At 69.7% G+C, this 15,739-nt stretch carries 17 protein-coding genes and 3 pseudogenes; 8 read left to right on the forward strand and 12 right to left on the reverse strand.

Going from position 1 to position 15,739, the window contains the following annotated elements; translation table 11 throughout:
* Positions 1 to 419 precede the first annotated feature (419 nt).
* A complete protein-coding gene (locus EJ357_RS02355; RefSeq protein WP_126388112.1) occupies positions 420 to 605 on the reverse strand; it encodes a hypothetical protein in 186 nt (61 codons plus the stop codon).
* A gap of 292 nt (positions 606 to 897) precedes the next feature.
* Positions 898 to 1,395 carry a hypothetical protein gene (locus EJ357_RS02360; protein ID WP_126388114.1) on the reverse strand — a complete coding sequence of 166 codons (498 nt, stop codon included), beginning with the start codon at positions 1,393 to 1,395 and terminating at the stop codon, positions 898 to 900.
* A 46-nt stretch (positions 1,396 to 1,441) separates the two neighbouring features.
* On the opposite strand from EJ357_RS02360, the gene EJ357_RS02365 reads away from it, so the two are divergent.
* Positions 1,442 to 1,978 (forward strand): dihydrofolate reductase family protein, encoded by a 537-nt coding sequence (locus EJ357_RS02365; RefSeq protein WP_126388116.1) that lies wholly within the window; start codon positions 1,442 to 1,444, stop codon positions 1,976 to 1,978.
* A gap of 99 nt (positions 1,979 to 2,077) precedes the next feature.
* Positions 2,078 to 2,407, forward strand: a complete 330-nt coding sequence (locus EJ357_RS02370) for a hypothetical protein (protein ID WP_126388118.1) — start codon at positions 2,078 to 2,080, stop codon at positions 2,405 to 2,407.
* Positions 2,408 to 2,493: 86 nt separating this feature from the next.
* Here EJ357_RS02370 and EJ357_RS48080 read toward each other — a convergent pair whose 3' ends face one another.
* From EJ357_RS48080 to EJ357_RS02395, 4 genes and pseudogenes are all read right to left on the reverse strand, one after another.
* Positions 2,494 to 3,447 (reverse strand): ATP/GTP-binding protein, encoded by a 954-nt coding sequence (locus tag EJ357_RS48080; protein ID WP_228472923.1) that lies wholly within the window; start codon positions 3,445 to 3,447, stop codon positions 2,494 to 2,496.
* Positions 3,448 to 3,512: 65 nt separating this feature from the next.
* Positions 3,513 to 3,849 (reverse strand): annotated as a pseudogene (locus EJ357_RS50965) (helix-turn-helix domain-containing protein); the annotation flags it as partial.
* A gap of 50 nt (positions 3,850 to 3,899) precedes the next feature.
* Positions 3,900 to 4,283: a VOC family protein gene (locus tag EJ357_RS02390; RefSeq protein ID WP_126388120.1), complete on the reverse strand. Its 384-nt coding sequence runs from the start codon at positions 4,281 to 4,283 to the stop codon at positions 3,900 to 3,902.
* On the reverse strand, positions 4,280 to 5,077 hold the full coding sequence (locus EJ357_RS02395; RefSeq protein WP_228472925.1) for a metalloregulator ArsR/SmtB family transcription factor: 798 nt from the start codon (positions 5,075 to 5,077) through the stop codon (positions 4,280 to 4,282). The genes EJ357_RS02390 and EJ357_RS02395 overlap by 4 nt, the downstream gene beginning before the upstream one ends.
* Before the next feature lie 585 nt (positions 5,078 to 5,662).
* Between EJ357_RS02395 and EJ357_RS02400 the strand changes: the two genes are divergently transcribed.
* A complete protein-coding gene (locus EJ357_RS02400; RefSeq protein WP_126388122.1) occupies positions 5,663 to 6,910 on the forward strand; it encodes a serine/threonine-protein kinase in 1,248 nt (415 codons plus the stop codon).
* Between the two features lie 112 nt (positions 6,911 to 7,022).
* Here EJ357_RS02400 and EJ357_RS49005 read toward each other — a convergent pair.
* A pseudogene (locus EJ357_RS49005) lies at positions 7,023 to 7,507 on the reverse strand (hypothetical protein); the annotation flags it as partial.
* 257 nt (positions 7,508 to 7,764) lie between these two features.
* Between EJ357_RS49005 and EJ357_RS02410 the strand changes: the two are divergent.
* From EJ357_RS02410 to EJ357_RS02425, 3 genes are all read left to right on the forward strand, one after another.
* Positions 7,765 to 8,388: a histidine phosphatase family protein gene (locus tag EJ357_RS02410; protein ID WP_126388124.1), complete on the forward strand. Its 624-nt coding sequence runs from the start codon at positions 7,765 to 7,767 to the stop codon at positions 8,386 to 8,388.
* Positions 8,389 to 9,241: 853 nt separating this feature from the next.
* Positions 9,242 to 10,120, forward strand: a complete 879-nt coding sequence (locus tag EJ357_RS02420; RefSeq protein WP_126388126.1) for an SDR family NAD(P)-dependent oxidoreductase — start codon at positions 9,242 to 9,244, stop codon at positions 10,118 to 10,120.
* A gap of 104 nt (positions 10,121 to 10,224) precedes the next feature.
* Positions 10,225 to 10,803 (forward strand): TetR/AcrR family transcriptional regulator, encoded by a 579-nt coding sequence (locus EJ357_RS02425; RefSeq protein WP_126388128.1) that lies wholly within the window; start codon positions 10,225 to 10,227, stop codon positions 10,801 to 10,803.
* A 743-nt stretch (positions 10,804 to 11,546) separates the two neighbouring features.
* Here the strand turns inward: EJ357_RS02425 and EJ357_RS02435 are convergent.
* Complete coding sequence (locus tag EJ357_RS02435) at positions 11,547 to 12,035, reverse strand: Lrp/AsnC family transcriptional regulator (RefSeq protein ID WP_126388130.1); 489 nt, start codon at positions 12,033 to 12,035, stop codon at positions 11,547 to 11,549.
* A gap of 210 nt (positions 12,036 to 12,245) precedes the next feature.
* Here EJ357_RS02435 and EJ357_RS02440 point away from each other — a divergent pair, with 210 nt between their 5' ends.
* A complete protein-coding gene (locus EJ357_RS02440; RefSeq protein WP_228472926.1) occupies positions 12,246 to 13,649 on the forward strand; it encodes a pyridoxal phosphate-dependent decarboxylase family protein in 1,404 nt (467 codons plus the stop codon).
* A 211-nt stretch (positions 13,650 to 13,860) separates the two neighbouring features.
* Here the strand turns inward: EJ357_RS02440 and EJ357_RS02445 are convergent, their stop codons facing one another.
* Positions 13,861 to 13,998: a hypothetical protein gene (locus EJ357_RS02445; protein ID WP_126388134.1), complete on the reverse strand. Its 138-nt coding sequence runs from the start codon at positions 13,996 to 13,998 to the stop codon at positions 13,861 to 13,863.
* Between the two features lie 50 nt (positions 13,999 to 14,048).
* Between EJ357_RS02445 and EJ357_RS02450 the strand changes: the two are divergent.
* A pseudogene (locus tag EJ357_RS02450) lies at positions 14,049 to 14,213 on the forward strand (S8 family serine peptidase); the annotation flags it as partial.
* On the opposite strand, the gene EJ357_RS50680 reads toward EJ357_RS02450, so the two are convergent.
* The 3 genes from EJ357_RS50680 to EJ357_RS02465 all read right to left on the reverse strand — a co-directional run bounded on the left by EJ357_RS50680 (position 14,155) and on the right by EJ357_RS02465 (position 15,635).
* Complete coding sequence (locus tag EJ357_RS50680; RefSeq protein WP_407698549.1) at positions 14,155 to 14,550, reverse strand: DUF4240 domain-containing protein; 396 nt, start codon at positions 14,548 to 14,550, stop codon at positions 14,155 to 14,157. The pseudogene EJ357_RS02450 and the gene EJ357_RS50680 sit on opposite strands and share 59 nt — an antisense overlap.
* A 187-nt stretch (positions 14,551 to 14,737) precedes the next feature.
* Entirely contained in the window at positions 14,738 to 15,172 is a 435-nt protein-coding gene (locus EJ357_RS02460) for a DUF2267 domain-containing protein (RefSeq protein WP_126388138.1), read from the reverse strand.
* A 67-nt stretch (positions 15,173 to 15,239) separates the two neighbouring features.
* The gene (locus EJ357_RS02465) at positions 15,240 to 15,635 is read right to left on the reverse strand and encodes a DUF2267 domain-containing protein (protein WP_126388140.1); all 396 of its coding nucleotides are present in this window, start codon (positions 15,633 to 15,635) and stop codon (positions 15,240 to 15,242) included.
* Between the last annotated feature and the right edge of the window lie 104 nt (positions 15,636 to 15,739).

Below are 15,739 nucleotides of genomic sequence, written 5' to 3' on the forward strand. Positions count from 1 at the left end.
GGGGGTTCATGTGGTGCCCCGCATCGTGGCGACCCGCACCGTGATGTTCCGGGCGGCTGTGCTCGGGATGCCTTCGGGCGGCCGGGCGAGTGGCGCCGGGCGGTCTCCCGCCGCGTGTGCGACGGCTCCTCGGGGTTTGGGTACGGCGTGGAGCCCGGTGATGAGGCCGTCTCTCGACACATACCCGCCAGCACGGTCTCGATCTCGCCGTCGAACCGGAGAACCAGGGCCAGCAGCCGATGGGCAGCCGTTGACCTGCGCCGGTTGCAGCGGTGTCCCGGGGTCAAAGTCGGGCCAAAGCCCTAACAGGTCCTTGCCCGGGGTGAGGCCGCTCGGCTCGAAGAACCGGCACCCAGCAACCCGCTACGACGTGGGCAAAGCGCTCAGGCGGCCCGAGACAATTGCCGAACGTGACCAGGTCAGACCTCAAAGAACAAGCTGAATGCCTGTTCCTGAACCGTCTTGTACCTAAGGAGACGCTTCTGGAGTTCTAGCTTTGGAGGCGACGCCGGGCCCGCATGGTGCGTGAGCGCGAGACGGAACAGCAGTTCCTTGGCGGCGTCCCGGTCGGTCACGTTGGCGGCAGTGACCATGATCAGCAGCACCAGGCCCCTGTTGTCGCAGATCAGGTGCCTTTCCGCCCATTGATCTCTTTGGCTTCATCCCATCCCCGGGTGTTCTTGCCGACAGGCTCGGAGCCCTTGATGCTCTGCGAGTCGACGATCGCCGACGCCGCGCGGGCTGTCTTCCCGCTGGCGAGGCGGACCTTGCGGCGCGGCTGGTCGCGGATGACACCGATGCCCCCGGGCCGCGGCCCAGCGCCGCGCGAACCCGTAAATCGTCCGCCACGGAGGGGAATCTGCGGGCATGGACCGCCTTGTATGGAATCGAGCCGTGCTAGCAGTGCGGCCGATTGCAGAGGAAGCAGCCGTCCCAGAGCGGGAGCGCGCTGAGGACGCGGTGGCGCACGCACGAGGCCATCGCGGCCTCGTCCGGGCCGGGGAAGCCGCGTGCGGCGCTGCTGTCGGCGGGCGGGGTGCAGGACTCCACCATGGTGGTGAAGCGGTGCAGGTAGTCATGCACGCGGGGCGGGTGGTAGCCCAGCTCGCTCCAGCGATGTCCGCTCGCCGCGAGTGCTGTGGCACGCAGCACGAAGTCCTTCGCGCGGGCGCGTTCCCGCTCCGTCGCACCCCAGTCGAACTCCGCCAGGTCGAACCCGACGGCACCGCGCCCCATGACGTTCTGGTCCTGCAGGGTCAGCAGCGCCGCGAAGCGGAAGTCCCAGTCCTCGGAGGCGAGATCGGACACGGCCAGCATCAGCACGTCGATGAACACCGCGGTGGCGCCATTGGACAGGTCCAGGTCGTGGCTACCGCCGGAGAAGATGTTGCTCACCGACCTATGATGCGATCCCGGCCCTCCAGCTGCTTGGAGAAGACGCATGACGGATGCGAGCACCGGCAAAGTGGTCGTGAACAGGGTGATGTCCCTGGATGGGTTCATCGCCGGTCCCGGCCACACGATGGACTGGATCTTCGAGCACATGACGTCGGCGACGTTCCCGGAGGTCATGGCGGCCACCGGCGCCATGCTCATCGGCCGGGGCACGTACGAGGTCGGCAAGCGCATGTCCGACGAGAACACCGACTACGACGGCGGGGCGCAGTTCGTCCTCACCCACCGCCCGCCCGCCGAGCCGGACCCCGACGTCACCTTCCTCACCTGCGACATCGAGGAAGCCGTGGCCACGGCACGCCGCGCCGCCGGCGACAAGAACCTGGAGATCCTCGGCGCCGACGTGGCCGCCCAGTGCCTGCAGCGCGGCCTCGTCGACGAGATCCTGGTGTACGTGCTGCCGGTGCTGCTTGGCGACGGCGTCCGCTTCGCGCCGCCGGGCCTCGACCGGATCGACCTGGAACCGTTCAGCAACGTCCAGTCGGGCGGGGTCACCATGCTGCGCTTCCACGTGCGCAAGTAGGCACAGTCGCAACTACCAGCCTGCTGTCATGGCCCCATCCCGAGGGGCAAGTTCCCCACTCTCGCTGAACATCAACTGGCCCGACGGTGGCTGCAGTTCATGGCGAACATCGGTCGGGCTTCCAACACGATCGAGGGCGGGGCGGTCGAGGACCACCTGCGGTTCTGTGCAGTTGAGGCCACAGAACCCGTACTGGCCGGTGCGGACACGGTTGCCGCCTGGATCGGGGACATGTTCGACCGTCCCCGTCAGCGATCGGCGAAGGCGCCGCTGCATCCGGAGACGGGACTGGCGAACGCGACCGACGCCCGCATCCCGTCCCCGCACAGACAGCGGGGCTTGGATCTGTGCCTCGATCGCTTCGGCGATCGCCGGGTCGACGTGTCGTTCGGGCCGGGGGCTCGGTGCGCGGCGAGCGCCTGGTGGTAGCCGTCGGAGGCGGTCTCCCGGGTGCGCACCGGTCCGGCGGGCACGGGTACGGGTCGGCGGCCGCCGTGGCAGCCGTACGTAGCGATTCAGGAGACGTCCGGCCGACTTGGGGGCGGCGTACTTGGCGTCAGTTCGCGGGCTCCCTGCCAAAGCGTCTCGAAGAACTCCCGGCAGCGGGCGAGGTTCTTCCGGTCCTGTTCGCCGTTGTCCAGGGACCGGCGGTCCAGCCGAGAGCCGCCGAGAATGTCCAGGAGATCGCCCTCGGCCGCGTCCGGTCCGGGAGCTGCAGCACAGTCCGGGTCAGGGCGCAGATCCAGCTTGTCGTAGAGCCCCTCATACGCCACGTCGGTGTTGATGAAGTAGAGCTTGCGCATGGGTGACACGTGCAGCACGCGGAACTCGACCGTGAGTGTTCCCTGGCCGCGCGCGGCCATCCGCCTTATGTGGGCCTTCAGTCGTAGCTCGTGCCCCACGACCATGCGTCTCAGGTGCTCACGGAACTCTGGAGCGTCGCAGAACCTGCCTCCGGCACCCACCTGGCCAGGGACGTCGATCTCCTCGGTGAAATCCGGTACCAGAACGCGCACATGCACGCTCCGTGCGGGATCCGTGCTCAGGTTGTACAGCATGGACTTCACAGGATTGACGAACGTCTCTCCGGTGAAGCTCATCGCCGCCAAGTGCACCTCTCGCCCGGCTTCGAGCGCCTGCTGGATCTCGGTTCGCAACGCCGCGGGCGTGACCCGAGGACGCAGAACCTGGTTCAGTCGCTGCAGTTCGTCTTCGAGGCGACGCACCGTGGCGGCCAGGGACTGCTCTGTCTCCTGGTGCGTCGTATGCACCGCGTTCAGGCGCTGCACCTCGCTGTACAGCACGTAGCCCACCGCGGTGAGCAGTGCCCCGCCCAGGTAGACCTTGTCCTGCAACGCGTCACCGACGGGCTTCACGAACTGGGCGACCAGCCCCAGAGCGAAGACAACGGCGAGGACACTCTTCGTGACGGTCGACTCCGCGCGCCCCCATATGCCAGCCAGTCTCACGCTCCACGACAGCCCCGTATCCGACACAACTTCCCCCCGGCGAGCCACCGATATCGCCTTCCTACGCCCAGAGTGCCCGCCAAACCAGCAGATGAGTCCGGATAGGACTGGCCGGCCTCGTCCTCGAAGACGATCCAGCCGTTGCAGGCCCCCGCGGTGCTCTTTACCGCGGCCGGCTCTCCTTCTTCCACACGTCGACCGATGCTTCGTGGGGCTCGATCGCCCGACGTGTGGGCTCCTGCCACGACCACCCGTGCCGCTTCAGCAGCCGCCGCGTACTCGCGACGGTGTAGCTCACGTGGAACAAGCGGCCGAGCAGAGTCCTGACCCGCGCCGCCGTCCGCCGCTGGTCTGCCGGGACGTGAACGAGGGGCCACGCTCCAGCTCCCGTTCCAGCCTGGCGCGGCCCGCCGCGACGCTGCGGGTGAGGGAGCGGTCAGCGTCGCGCCTGGTCAGGGCCGGGCAGGCTGGAACAGCTCGATGAGATTGCCTGCCGGGTCGGCCAGCAGGATCTGGCGTCCCCCGGGACCGGAGACGACGTCACCGAGGAAGGAGAGACCGGCGCTACGCAGCCGAGCGATCTCGGCATCGAGGTCGTCGAAGGTGAGGTGGATGCGGTTGCCGCCCACGACGGCAGCCTCCTTCGGGGTGGCCCGGGCGCCCGAGCTCGCCGGGCCCGACAGCAGCAGGCGCAGCCGGCCTCGGACCACGTCGGCGAAGGCAGGGGCGGCGCTGGAGTTCAGCGTGAACCCGAGGTGGGTGGTGTAGAAGTCGGTGGCGGCTCGCACGTCATCGACGAGGTAGCGGACGCTGACGTATTCGTCGTGAGTGTTCATGGCTCGGACCTCGCAACGGCCTCGGGGGTGTTCAGGACCGGCATCAGGTACCTGATACGGGTGTCTATGTCTGCCGCCGCTTGCTGGAAGGCCGCATAGCCGGCCTGGCCGGTGGCGCCCGCTGCGCCCGGGTCGGCCATACTCCAGTGGACCCTCCGCGGACCGAACCCCGGGCAGACCTCACGAGCCTTGTCGCACAAGGTGATCACGTGATCGAAGCGGCGGTCGGCCAGGTCGTCCACGTGCTGGGTACGCCGACCGGAGAGGTCGATGCCGAACGACTCGCGCAGCACCCGGACGGCATGCGGGTGCAGGTGCGGCTTGGGACTGGTGCCCGCGCTGGCCGTCGTTACGCGGCCGGCCGTGTGGTGGCGCAGCAGAGCTTCAGCGATCGGCGAGCGGGCGCTGTTGCCTGTGCACACGAAGAGGACCGCGACCCGGCGGTTTCCGGCCCGGGCGACCGGACGACGGGGAGGTGACGGGACCAGGCGCAACGCCGGGTGCAGGGCAGCACCGCCGGCAGCCAGCGCCTCAGCGCAATGCTCCAGGTCGAGGCGGTAGTAGCTGTCCCGGCCGTCGAAGCTGCTGCGCCTGGCCGTGACCAGACCGCCGTCGCGCATCAGCCGCAGGTGATACGAGACCAGGTTCTGCGGCTCCCCGACACGTTCCACCAGTTCACGGACCCGATAGTCGCCGTCGGCGAGTTCCGTCAGCAGGCGCCAGCGCAGCGGATGCGCAGCCAGCCGGACAAATTCCGGCGGCGTGACAGCCGCTTCCGCGGGTCGGGGTCCCATAGCTCGAAGGTACATCAAGCCAAATTGATGGGCCTGATCTGCTTTGGCGACATCCGAGATCAGGGGTTCTGCCCCGGGAGGGTGTCCGTCAGGGAGAGCACGGGAAAGAGGAAGCCCCGGCCTCGCCGTTCGTTCACGCCGGAGTTCGAGGCCGAGATTTTCGCGAAGGAGACCCGGTCACGGCGCACCCGTTCACCGAGACGGAGAAGCGAGCCGGTCCCGACGTCAAGCGCAAGCCGGACGACCGGGCCGGGATGGCCGGATGTGACACCTGAGCAGGCTGCTGCGCTGTAGCGGGTGTGGACCGGCGAGCACGGTCCCGCGAGGCCCGCCCCGTTCCTCCTTCGTCGGCGGGCCGTCGCGCCAGAGGCGGGCAGGCGCTCATCCCCCCGACGTCTGCCTGCCCGGCGCGCCGTCGCCCGGCGCCGATCGGCCCAGCGCCGAACCCAGCCCCGTGCCGGGCCGATCGGTGCTGGACGCCGGAGCGTCTGTACGCTGAACGCGCCCGGCGCAATTGATGTCGTATCGCTTGAATTCAGGCGCCGGGGCGATGAGTTGTCCTCGGGGCGAGGGGTGGGTGTGTACGTGCTCGTAGCTGATCGGTACCAGCTCGACCAACCGCTGGGGCGCGGCGCGATCGGCGAGGTCTGGCACGCCACCGACCAGGTCCTGAACCGGGCGGTCGCCGTGAAACTGCTGCGGCCCGGCCAGACCGATCAAGTGGCGGCCACCGACGCCGAACGCTTCCGCCTGGAGGCCCAGACCGCGGCCCGCCTCAACCACCCCAACCTGGTCGGCGTCCACGACTTCGGCTCCCACGGCGGCCGGCTCTTCCTGGTCATGGAACTCGTCGACGGCTGGACCCTGGCTCAGGAACGCGCCCGGCGCAGCGTCCTGCCCCCGGACGAGGCCGCCGGCATCGCGGCGCAGATGGCAGCGGGCCTGGCCGCCGCACACTGCCGGCAGGTGATCCACCGGGACATCAAGCCGGGCAACGTGATGCTCACCGCCGACGGCACCGTGAAGATCACCGACTTCGGGATCGCGCGCTTCGCCAACGACCAAGCCGGCACCCTGACCGCTACGGGCAAGATCGTCGGCTCCGCCGCCTACCTCTCCCCCGAACGCGGACTCGGCCAGCCCGCCCAGCCCGCCTCCGACGTCTACTCCCTCGGCTGTGTGCTGTACGAACTTCTCACCGGGCGACCGCCCTTCCCCGGCACGAACGCCGTGGCCGTGGTCAAGCAGCACATCGAGACCGCCCCGATCCCACCCGCCCAGCTACGCCCGGAACTCCCGCACCCGCTCTCCGACTACGTCCTGGACCTGCTGGCCAAGGACCCGGCACGGCGCCCCACCGCCGAACAGGCTGCCACCTGGTTGACCGGGTACCAGGAGCGGCCGAATCCGGTCAGTCCCGAGCCGAGGGACGAGCCCACCACCGAGCTCCCTGCGTCATCGCCGACCGAACAGACCGGCACATCCCCGGCCCCCGCCCAGCGAGCACACAGCCGCAGGATGTCCCCCAAGGCGCTCCTCGGCTTGGCCGGCTTCGCCCTCCTCGCCACGGTCGTCGCTGTCGGCGTCTCCCTGGCCTCCGGTGACAACGACCCCGCCATGCCGGCCCCCGGCAGCACGCCGTCGTCCTCCGCACCCGCTGCCCCCGCGTCCGAGACGCCGTCATCCTCGCCCCCGGCTGCCTCCGCCCCTTCACCCACGCCGGGCGACCGCAAGCCTGAAGAGAATCGGCGGGAAGCAGACGAAGAACGCAAGAAGGCGGAGGAGCAGCGGAAAAGGGAGGATCAGAAGGAGGACAAGAAGGGCAAGGGCTGAGACCCGCCCGTAGAGCGAACGGCCCTGCCGCACGGGGGATTGCGGCAGGGCCTTGCCGGCAGCGTATGCCCGGACGCGACCCACATGGCCGGCACACGCAAGCGGGAAGTCGTCAGGCGGTGGCCGGAGCCGGGCCGACCAGTTCGCACAGGACGTCTTCCCTGGTCCCGAAGCCGAGAACGGCGCCCGTCCCGCCCATGACGGCGGCCAGGCGGCTGCCGTCGGCGCGCAGCGCGGTGATGGTGTCGTCCAGCGGGATGTCGATGCGGACCTGGGTGACCGGGTGCAGGCACTGCGTGGGAAGGGCTGGAACCGGTCGGCGACGCCGAGCGTGTTTTTGATGTGCAGATAGCCGAGCAGGGTGCCGTTCGGACCGGTGACGGGGAATCGGGAGTGCCCGCGTCGGCGGCCGTTCGGCCCCAGGTGGGCAGGTGTGATGGTGTGGTCGACGGTGCGCATCTTCTGCACGGGGACGAGGATCTCACCCACCGGCCGGGTGCCCGGTTCCAGTGCGTCGCGCAGCCGTTCGCCGTCGGCGGGGGCGAGCAGGCCGGCCTCACTGGAGTCGAGGACCGTGCGGGCGAGCTGGTCGTCGGTCCGTCCGGCAGCCCCACACGCCTGCGAAGCCGGGAGCGAGCCCTGTCTGTTCCCCACTCGGTCACGACGATGAGACCCGCCCCACGGCCAACGCCCCGCCCAGCGGCGGATGAGGACCCGCCAGTCGGCGGGGGCAATCCGGCCACCTGCCGGATGGTTGCACCGGCACGTTTCCTGAAGTCTTGTGACCAACGCTGCGGTCGGCACATGACCAGGCCGGCAGCGTCCCCGTCCCGATCGGGGAAGGAGGTCGCAGGATGGCTCTGCGAGTGACGATGCTGTGTGCAACCGGCGCGGAAGTCAGGGATGACCTGGTCTTCGGGGACGGTTCCTTGAGTGACCGCGGACGGGGTGAGGACACAGCGACGGAGGCTGTCCTTCCGCCGTACTCACTGGCGCTCCGAGCGCCCTCCGCCCGCTGCGCGCGGGCCGCTGAGGCCCTCGCGATCGCGGCCGCGCCCGAGAATGCCCTGCGTGACCTGGATTACGGCAGCTGGTACGGCCGCCCGCGCAAAGACATCGTGGCCGAGGACCCCTACGGCTTCTCAGCTTGGCTGACGGATCCCGACGCCGCACCGCACGGGGGCGAGTCCGTCGCTCGGCTCTGCCGTCGGACAGCGGCATGGCTGAGTTCTCTGCCCGCCGACGCGGAGCGCATACTCACCATCACCGAGGCCGCCATTGTCCGAGCCTCACTGGTCCATGTCCTGTGCGCACCTGCCCACGCCTTCTGGCAGCTCGGTGTTCCGCCCCTGTCCGCGGTCACACTGACGATGCGCGACGGCTGCTGGAACGCCCGGCTCGGCTGCATGGCCATTCCCCAGCAACAGCAGTCGGCCGACAGCTCTGCATCCGTCACCCCCCTCCTCGTCCGGCCATGACCTCCATGTGAGCCGTCCGGGAAGAGTACGAAGTGCCGTGAGCCAGAAGGGGCGCAGTTCGGCGCAGGCCCGCGCCGAGGGCGCCTCGGCGAGGTGAAATCGTGTCCTTCCCGGGCAGGAGGCACCGGCCCCGGCGCGCGGAGCCGGCCTGATCCGCCGGACGGGCCATGTCGGGATACGCCGTAGAACCTGGCCCTCCTCCCATGAACGGTGTGCGAAATGATCCGCAGCCCCGTCGCCGGGCGGAGGTCCGGTCAGTAGCGTCGTCGTCCACCACATCCCCGTCCCAGGACCCGAGACGAAGACCGCCAACGGCACGTGGACTGGCCGGTGGAGGACATCGCCGGCCAGGACCTGGACGGCGTACGGGCCATCCGTGACGACATACGGGCCCGCGTCGAGCGCCTGGCCGACGGCCTGGCGGACGCGGACGTATTCGCCGGAGGCCGAGCCGTACGGGCGGCGGCGACGCCGACGATGAAAGGGCTGTTCAGCCTGCCTTCGACAGTGCTCGGAAGCGCGGGTACTCGCCGCTGCCGCAGATGTCCTCCCGGTGCTGAAAGCCCAGCCGGTGAGTGCCACGACTGCGGCCGCGCCGGCGCGAGCAGGAGCGACACCCCGGAACCGGCCGGGTCGCAAGGCGGCGGATCGGATCAGCCTGCGGGACATACGCACGTTGTGTCGCGCCGCCAGTCCGTTCGATCTGCCACCACGCTCGCCGCCGACAGCCGCCGAACAGCGAGGACGCGTGCTCAGAAGCGCCCACACGGACGCCTAATCGGATAGGTCATCCGGTTCTGCTATGTTGACCTCAACCGGATAACTCATCCACATAGACGGAACGGATCGCGCGATGAAGCAGACAGCGGTGGTCACCGCAGGAACAGCGGGAATCGGACTGGAGACCGCGTTGGGGTTGGCCGAGGCAGGCCTGGCGGTCACCGTGGTCGGGCGCAACGCCGAGCGCGGTGCCCGCGCCATCGAACGGATCAACGCCACAGCACCGCTGCATTCCGCGCGGTTCCTGGCCACCGACCTCGCCTCGCTCGACGCGGTCCGCACCCTCGCCGACCGGATCGCCGCCGAGGGCCCACTGACGGTGCTGGTCAACAACGTCGGGGCGATGTTCCCGGACCGGCAGGACTCGGTCGACGGGATCGAGGCGTCGTTCGCCGTCAACCACCTCTCGCCTTACCTGTTGACCGAACTGCTGCTGCCGGCACTGCGAGCCGGTGCGCCGAGCCGGATCGTGAACGTCACCTCGGGCGCCGTCGGCGTCGCCAAGCGCGCCTTCGACGCCGTCGAGCCGCCCGGCGGCTACTACGGCTTCCACTGGTACGGCCGCGCCAAGCTCGCCAACCTCGCCTACGCACTGGAGCTTGCCGGCCGACTCGACGGCACGGGCGTCTCGGTCTTCGCGGCGGACCCCGGCGGCGCCGCGACCGACATGACCAACGGCACCATGCGCGACCCGAAGATCGTCTCGCCGGGACTGAGGCTGCTCTGGCCGCTGGTCCGGCGGAAGTTCGAACGCTCGACCTCGGGCCCGGCGTCAGCGGCCGCCAAGCCCTCGATCTTCGCCGCGACCGACGGCTCGCTGACCGGCCGAACCGGCGTCGTCATCGGGCCCCGGGCGCAGCCTGTCACGCCCTTGCGTTCGGCAGCTGATCCTCGCGTCGCCGAAGCCGTCCGCCACCTCAGTGAGCGCCTCGCACCCCTCACGGCCGGGTGACGAGACCCAAAGCCGATCAGCATCACTCCAGAGACGTGAGCGGGTACCTCATCCGGTTCGCACGCAACAGCAATCCGGATGAGCTATCCAGTTAGACTCCTCCCATGACGACCGCCCCCATGCGCAAGGACGCCGCCCGTAACTGGGAACGGATCGTCGCCGTGGCCCGCCAGCTCGTGGACGAAGGCACACCACTCCAGCTCAACGACGTTGCCCGCCGCGCCCAGCTGGGCGTCGGCACCGTCTACCGCCACTTCCCCACCGCCGAGGCGCTCCTGGAGACCGTCGCCAACCCCTGCCTGGAGACACTCGCCGCACACGGCGAGCAGGCACTCACCGACGACGACCCCGGGCGCGCCCTCACCGACTTCCTGATCCGCACCATCGAAGCGCAGGTCACCGAGGCCGCCCTGTCCACGGTCACCGCAGCGCCCACGGACGCCCTGCCGCGCACCACCGAACTGAAACAGACCTTGCGATCGGTCGGCGGACAACTGCTCGAACGGGCCCGCGACGCCGGAGTTGTACGGGCCGACCTGACCTCCGAAGACCTGGTCCCGCTCATGTGCGGGATCGCCTACGCCGCGAACGTCCACAGCGTCCCGGCCGCCCGTGTCGAGACCGCCCACCGCTATCTGACCGCGCTCCTGGAAGGCTTGTGCATCCGTAAGGGCCCAACGTGATCCAAGGTCCGCGCCAGACGCGTGCCGGGTTTTGCAGGGCATCACGGGCAACTCCGGGGGCAGGTGCAACGGGCAGAGGGTGGAACTCATGCGCGCAGCCGCTTACCGTTCGCTCGGCGTTTCGGATGTGGTCCATGTCGCCGAGGTCGACAAGCCTGTTCCGAGCTTGACCCCTGCGCCTCCTCCGCTCCTGGACCGCGACAACCGACCACTCCGCGACCGACCGACAGGACGTGACCGGCCCGGTCACAACTGGGGCGTGGACAACAGACGACTGCAAACCCGGTCCATAACTCCTGATCTCCGCGTTGATGCTGCCGCTCGGCACCTGGCTCATCGCCCGGACCCTACGGCCCGCACCCACCGAGTACCGACGACCTGAACCCGCGCCCCGGCCTGTGACCGACCTTGCGCTCGCAGTCGGAGTCATGGGCGGCATCTACCGCATCGGCGGCGGCTCCATCCTCGGCCCCCTGCTCAGAGGCGTATGGCCCGGGGTTTGTCGTTGCAAGATGGCGCCGGGCCATGGCTACGCAAGCCCTGCTTCGACGGTTCCACCCGGCCATGCGAGCTGGTAGTTCACAAAGCGCTGCATGTCCACCAGGTACAGCCGCCCTCGAAGGCGCCGACCAGCGCCGCGGTGGCTGCCGCCAACACGCGGCAGGGGCCGGGCGCGAAGCGGCAATGCGGAGGCAGAAGCCCGAGCAGAGAGGGCAAGACTGCGATGAAGCCGTGCCCTCCGGTCATGCACGCGAGGCGGGCCAGGAGTTGAGGGGTAGCGGGCCGCGGTCAATGACGGTGCGGATGCAGAAGGTGCTGCGGGCGTCGCGAACGGGACCGATGGCCAGGATCTGGTCGGTGAGCACCCTTTCGAAGGTGCGCAGGTCCGGCACGGCTAGCTCGACGAAAAAGTCGGCGTCGCCGGAGACCACATGGCAGGCGACCACGTGGTCGATCGCCTTCAGTGCCTCTTCGACCACCTGGGAGGTGGTGCGGGAGTGCTCGACCTTGAGGGAGAGGAACACCGTCAGCCCGAGGCCGAGCCGGTCGCGGTCCAGATCGGCCCGGTAGCCGGCCAGGACCCCATCCTCCTCCAACGCCTTGGTGCGGCGCAGGCAGGACGAAGGCGACAGTCGCACGGCCTCGGCGAGGTCGACGTTGGGGGTGCGGCCGTGGCGCTGGAGGTGGTCCAGGATCGCCCGGTCGATACGGTCGTACAGGGGGCGTGGCATGAAATGCAGCGTATCGGCGGTACCGACGAATAATCCTGCGCTGCAGCGCCGTACAGGCACTCACTACGCCATCGTGTGCCGGGCTCGGCGGCGCATTCTGTTCACGCGCCGCGGCCCGCGAAGCCGGTCCCGCTGCCACCTCCGTACCCCCTCTCACCGCCTTCGGACTGCCTCATGCACCCCTTCCCCCTGGAACCCGACCGCGCCGCGATGACCGAGATGGGCCGTCTCGTCCTGAACCGTGTCGTCGATCGCACCGAGAACCTCGCGGCACGCCCCGCGACCAGCCCCCTGTCGCCGCGGGCCGAGGCCGAGCTCGTGAAGTCCTTTCTGGCGCCGCCGCCCGACCGGGGCGGTGACCTCGAGGCTTTGCTCGCGCGCCTGGACGAGGCCGCCGACTGCGCTCTGGAGACGGCTGGGCCCGGCCACCTGGCGTACATCCCGGGCAGCGGTCTGTACTCGGCCGCGCTCGCCGAGTTCTACAACCGTGCCGTCAACCGCTACGGCGGCCTGGCCTCGGTGGCCCCGGCCCTCGCCGCGCTGGAGGAGGGTGTGATCCGCTGGATGGCGCGGGATGTGTGCGGGCTACCCGAGGGCAGCGGTGGCCTGTTGACCAGCGGTGGCTCGATGGCCACCTTCTCCGCTACGGTCGCCGCCCGGCACGACAGGCTCGGCGAGGATCTCGCCGACGGCACCGTCTACACCACCGCCTTCGCCCACCACTCCGTCGCCAAGGCCGCCCGCCTCGCCGGAATCCGCGCCGCCCATATACGTACCGTGCCGCACACCCCGGACCTGCGGATGGACCCCCACGCCGCCGCCGCGATGATCCGCGCCGACCGGGACGCCGGGCTGCGGCCGTTCCTGCTGGTGGCCACCGCCGGCACGACCGATACCGGCACCGTCGACCCGCTGCCTCAGCTGGCCGACCTGGCCCGCCGCGAGGACGTGTGGTTCCACATCGACGCGGCCTACGGAGGCTTCTTCCGGCTCACCGCACGCGGCCAGGAACGCCTCGCCGGTTTCGAGCAGGCCGACTCGATCACCCTGGACCCGCACAAGACCCTGTTCATGCCGTTCGGCACCGGCGCCCTGGTGGTCCGCGACATCGCCGCCCTGCACGCCGCGCACGACAGCACCGGCAGCTACCTCCAGGACATGGGGGCGGCGGGGAGCGTCCCGGACTCCGGTCACCTCGGGCCCGAGCTGACCCACGAGATCCGCGGTCTGCGGGCTTGGCTTCCCCTGCACCTGCACGGAGTGGACGCCTTCCGCGAGGCTCTGGAAGAGAAGCTCGACCTGGCCGAACACGTCCACGACACACTGTCCGGCGTCGCGGAGCTGGAGGTCCCGCCGCGCCCGGACCTGTCCACCGTGATCTTCCGCTTCCGCCCCGCCGACGGCAGCCGGGCCGCCGCCGAGCGGGCCGATGAGGCGAGCCGCCGCCTGCTGGAGCGGATCAACAGCCACCGGCGCATCGTGCTCTCCAGCACGATCGTCGACAGCCGCTACACCCTGCGCGTCTGTGTGGTCTCCCACCGCACCCACCACGACCGCATCGCCGAGGCGCTGAAGATCATCACCGACGAGACCAAGCGCCACACCACCGCGTAGCGATCTCCGGCCACCCATGCCTGGTCGCTTCGGTGGCAGTCCTACGAACGCTTGCAATCACGCAGTGAGTGCCGTTCCCAAGCACGCAAGGTGGTGGCTGTGCACACCCCGCTGCGTCCGTCAGCCGGCGGACGCGCAGGTCCGCGGTGCGCACGCGGCACCACGCTGCTAGGCCGTGTCTAGCGTCACGACCCGGCCGCCGTCCTTGAGGTCACAGCGATTGCCGTATGAGGGTGAGCTGAACCGTGGCCCCGTCGCGGACGGCGAGTTTGTCGTAGCGCGGCGCGAAGACGCGGGCCTGTTTCAGCAAGCCGATCCGATTCTCGGCCTTGTGCCTGCGCTTGTACACCTCGCGGACGAAGCCGGGCGGGCGCCCGCCCGCCGAGCCCCGGCGGAGTGGGCTCGGGTGCGAGGAGCGGTGGGAAGTACCGGGGCGCGGCGCCCGGCGCGAAGCTGATCGTCGGAAAGGTCCTCGACGACTCCGGCAGCGGCAGCGACTCGGCGATCATCGCCGGGATGCAGTGGGCGGTGGCACATGGCGCCAAGGTCGTCGCCATGAGCCTGTGTTCGTCGTTTTCGTTCCGGCTGCTCCTGTCTGCTCCCAACACGCCCCCCAGCGCCGCCTTTTGACCGCTGGCGGGACCAGCGCCGGTACGGGTCCTTCGCCCAATGGCAGCTGGACGGCATGTTCGAGCAGCTCACAGGCCTGCCGCGGTGCCTGGTCCGCGAAGCCGAGGGCAGACGCGCGGTAGACCGCGTCGCGCACACGGGAGAAGCGGTGCTCGAAGGCGAGGATCTCTTCTGCGGGCAGGGCCGACAGATGGTCGACGACGGCAACGTCGAGCGGCTTGTCACTGTCCTGAGCGGCGTCGAGCACGCGCCCGAACGCTTCGGTGTCCATGGCGGGCAGTCTGCCGGGGTGCTACGACAGCCTCCTCCGCGGTGCTTCCAGCGTCGGTGACGGACCACGTGGCGGCCCTGGCCGCGTCAGCGTGATGCCGGTGACCGTGACGCGCTGTGCAGTCTTTGCTGCGCGTGTACGCGTCATGGTCACCGGCATGCTGTGGCGCCGAGAGGGCACGGCCTGCCTATGCGGCTTGGGTGAGTTCGGCGCGGCCGAACAGCAGCGCGTAGCCGGAGGGGAGTTGGCGCAGGATGCGGGTGAGGAGGTCGGGGCCGGCGTAGGCCGCGACGGCGGAGAAGACGGATCCGGTGTCCCAGCGGGTGGTGCCCAGGGATGCGCCTGTGCGGGCGGCGAGGTCCTTGACGAAGGCCCAGCCGCCCAGCGGCTGGGTGTCGGGGATCTGGGCGGTGAGGATGCGTGCGGCTTCGACGGGAAGGCGGGCGGCCAGTTCGACGCGTTCGTCGCCGGTCAGCTGGCGTCCCAGTCCCGAAAGGACGAGGCGGACGGCTTCCTCGGCCTTCTCCCGGGTGGGGTAGGCGCCTTCGTAGCGGACCTTTTCCAGCATGTGCTCGTACGCCCTCCCGTAGGGCTGCTGGAGCGGTGCGCTCTGGTGGGACATCACTGCGGTGGTTGCCTTTCTGTCACCAGGTCGTGGTGGCCGGTGTGCGGTCACCGAGGGTGGGTGGTCAGGTGGGCTGGGGGCGGCCGAAGAGGAGGTCGTAGCCTGCGGGGAGCTGGAGCAGGATCTGCTTGAGGAGGTCGTCGCCGGTGGCGTCGGCGACCGTGGACAGGACGGCGCTGACGTCCCAGGCCGCGGTCTGGTCGGTGGCCCCCTCTATCCAGGCCGCGGCCGCGCGCACGAACCGCTCCGGGGGCAGCGGCTCGGCGCTTTGCAGCGGGTTGAGCAGGATCAGGGCGAAGTCCTCCGGCAGCCGCGCCGCGAGCTGGGCGCGTACCTCGCCGACCAGGTGCGCGCCCAGTAGGGCGAGCACCACGCGGGCCGCGCGTTCGGCTTCGTGCAGGGTGTCGTATTCGCCGCGTTCCTTCACATGGTCGAGGAACGCTTCCCGTCGCACCGTCACGTCGGCCGTCACCCCTTCCTCAGGTCCACGGGGCGCGGAGGACGAGCGAGGGGGAGATCAGATGGATGCCCGTCCTCCGCCGCTGTTCAGCCCTCATCGGGTCC

The organism is Streptomyces cyaneochromogenes (genome assembly GCF_003963535.1).
GTDB classification, from domain to species: Bacteria; Actinomycetota; Actinomycetes; order Streptomycetales; family Streptomycetaceae; genus Streptomyces; species Streptomyces shaanxiensis.

What these genes read in the sequence shown, in the direction of transcription:
- EJ357_RS02370 (WP_126388118.1), top strand. Translation starts at nt 2,078, where the DNA reads ATGGCGAACATCGGTCGGGCTTCCAACACGATCGAGGGCGGGGCGGTC.
- EJ357_RS02395 (WP_228472925.1), bottom strand. Translation starts at nt 5,077, where the DNA reads ATGGGACCCCGACCCGCGGAAGCGGCTGTCACGCCGCCGGAATTTGTC.
- EJ357_RS02420 (WP_126388126.1), top strand. Translation starts at nt 9,242, where the DNA reads ATGAAGCAGACAGCGGTGGTCACCGCAGGAACAGCGGGAATCGGACTG.
- EJ357_RS02365 (WP_126388116.1), top strand. Translation starts at nt 1,442, where the DNA reads ATGACGGATGCGAGCACCGGCAAAGTGGTCGTGAACAGGGTGATGTCC.
- EJ357_RS02425 (WP_126388128.1), top strand. Translation starts at nt 10,225, where the DNA reads ATGACGACCGCCCCCATGCGCAAGGACGCCGCCCGTAACTGGGAACGG.
- EJ357_RS02390 (WP_126388120.1), bottom strand. Translation starts at nt 4,283, where the DNA reads ATGAACACTCACGACGAATACGTCAGCGTCCGCTACCTCGTCGATGAC.
- EJ357_RS02410 (WP_126388124.1), top strand. Translation starts at nt 7,765, where the DNA reads ATGGCTCTGCGAGTGACGATGCTGTGTGCAACCGGCGCGGAAGTCAGG.
- EJ357_RS02435 (WP_126388130.1), bottom strand. Translation starts at nt 12,035, where the DNA reads ATGCCACGCCCCCTGTACGACCGTATCGACCGGGCGATCCTGGACCAC.
- EJ357_RS02440 (WP_228472926.1), top strand. Translation starts at nt 12,246, where the DNA reads ATGACCGAGATGGGCCGTCTCGTCCTGAACCGTGTCGTCGATCGCACC.
- EJ357_RS02460 (WP_126388138.1), bottom strand. Translation starts at nt 15,172, where the DNA reads ATGTCCCACCAGAGCGCACCGCTCCAGCAGCCCTACGGGAGGGCGTAC.
- EJ357_RS50680 (WP_407698549.1), bottom strand. Translation starts at nt 14,550, where the DNA reads ATGGACACCGAAGCGTTCGGGCGCGTGCTCGACGCCGCTCAGGACAGT.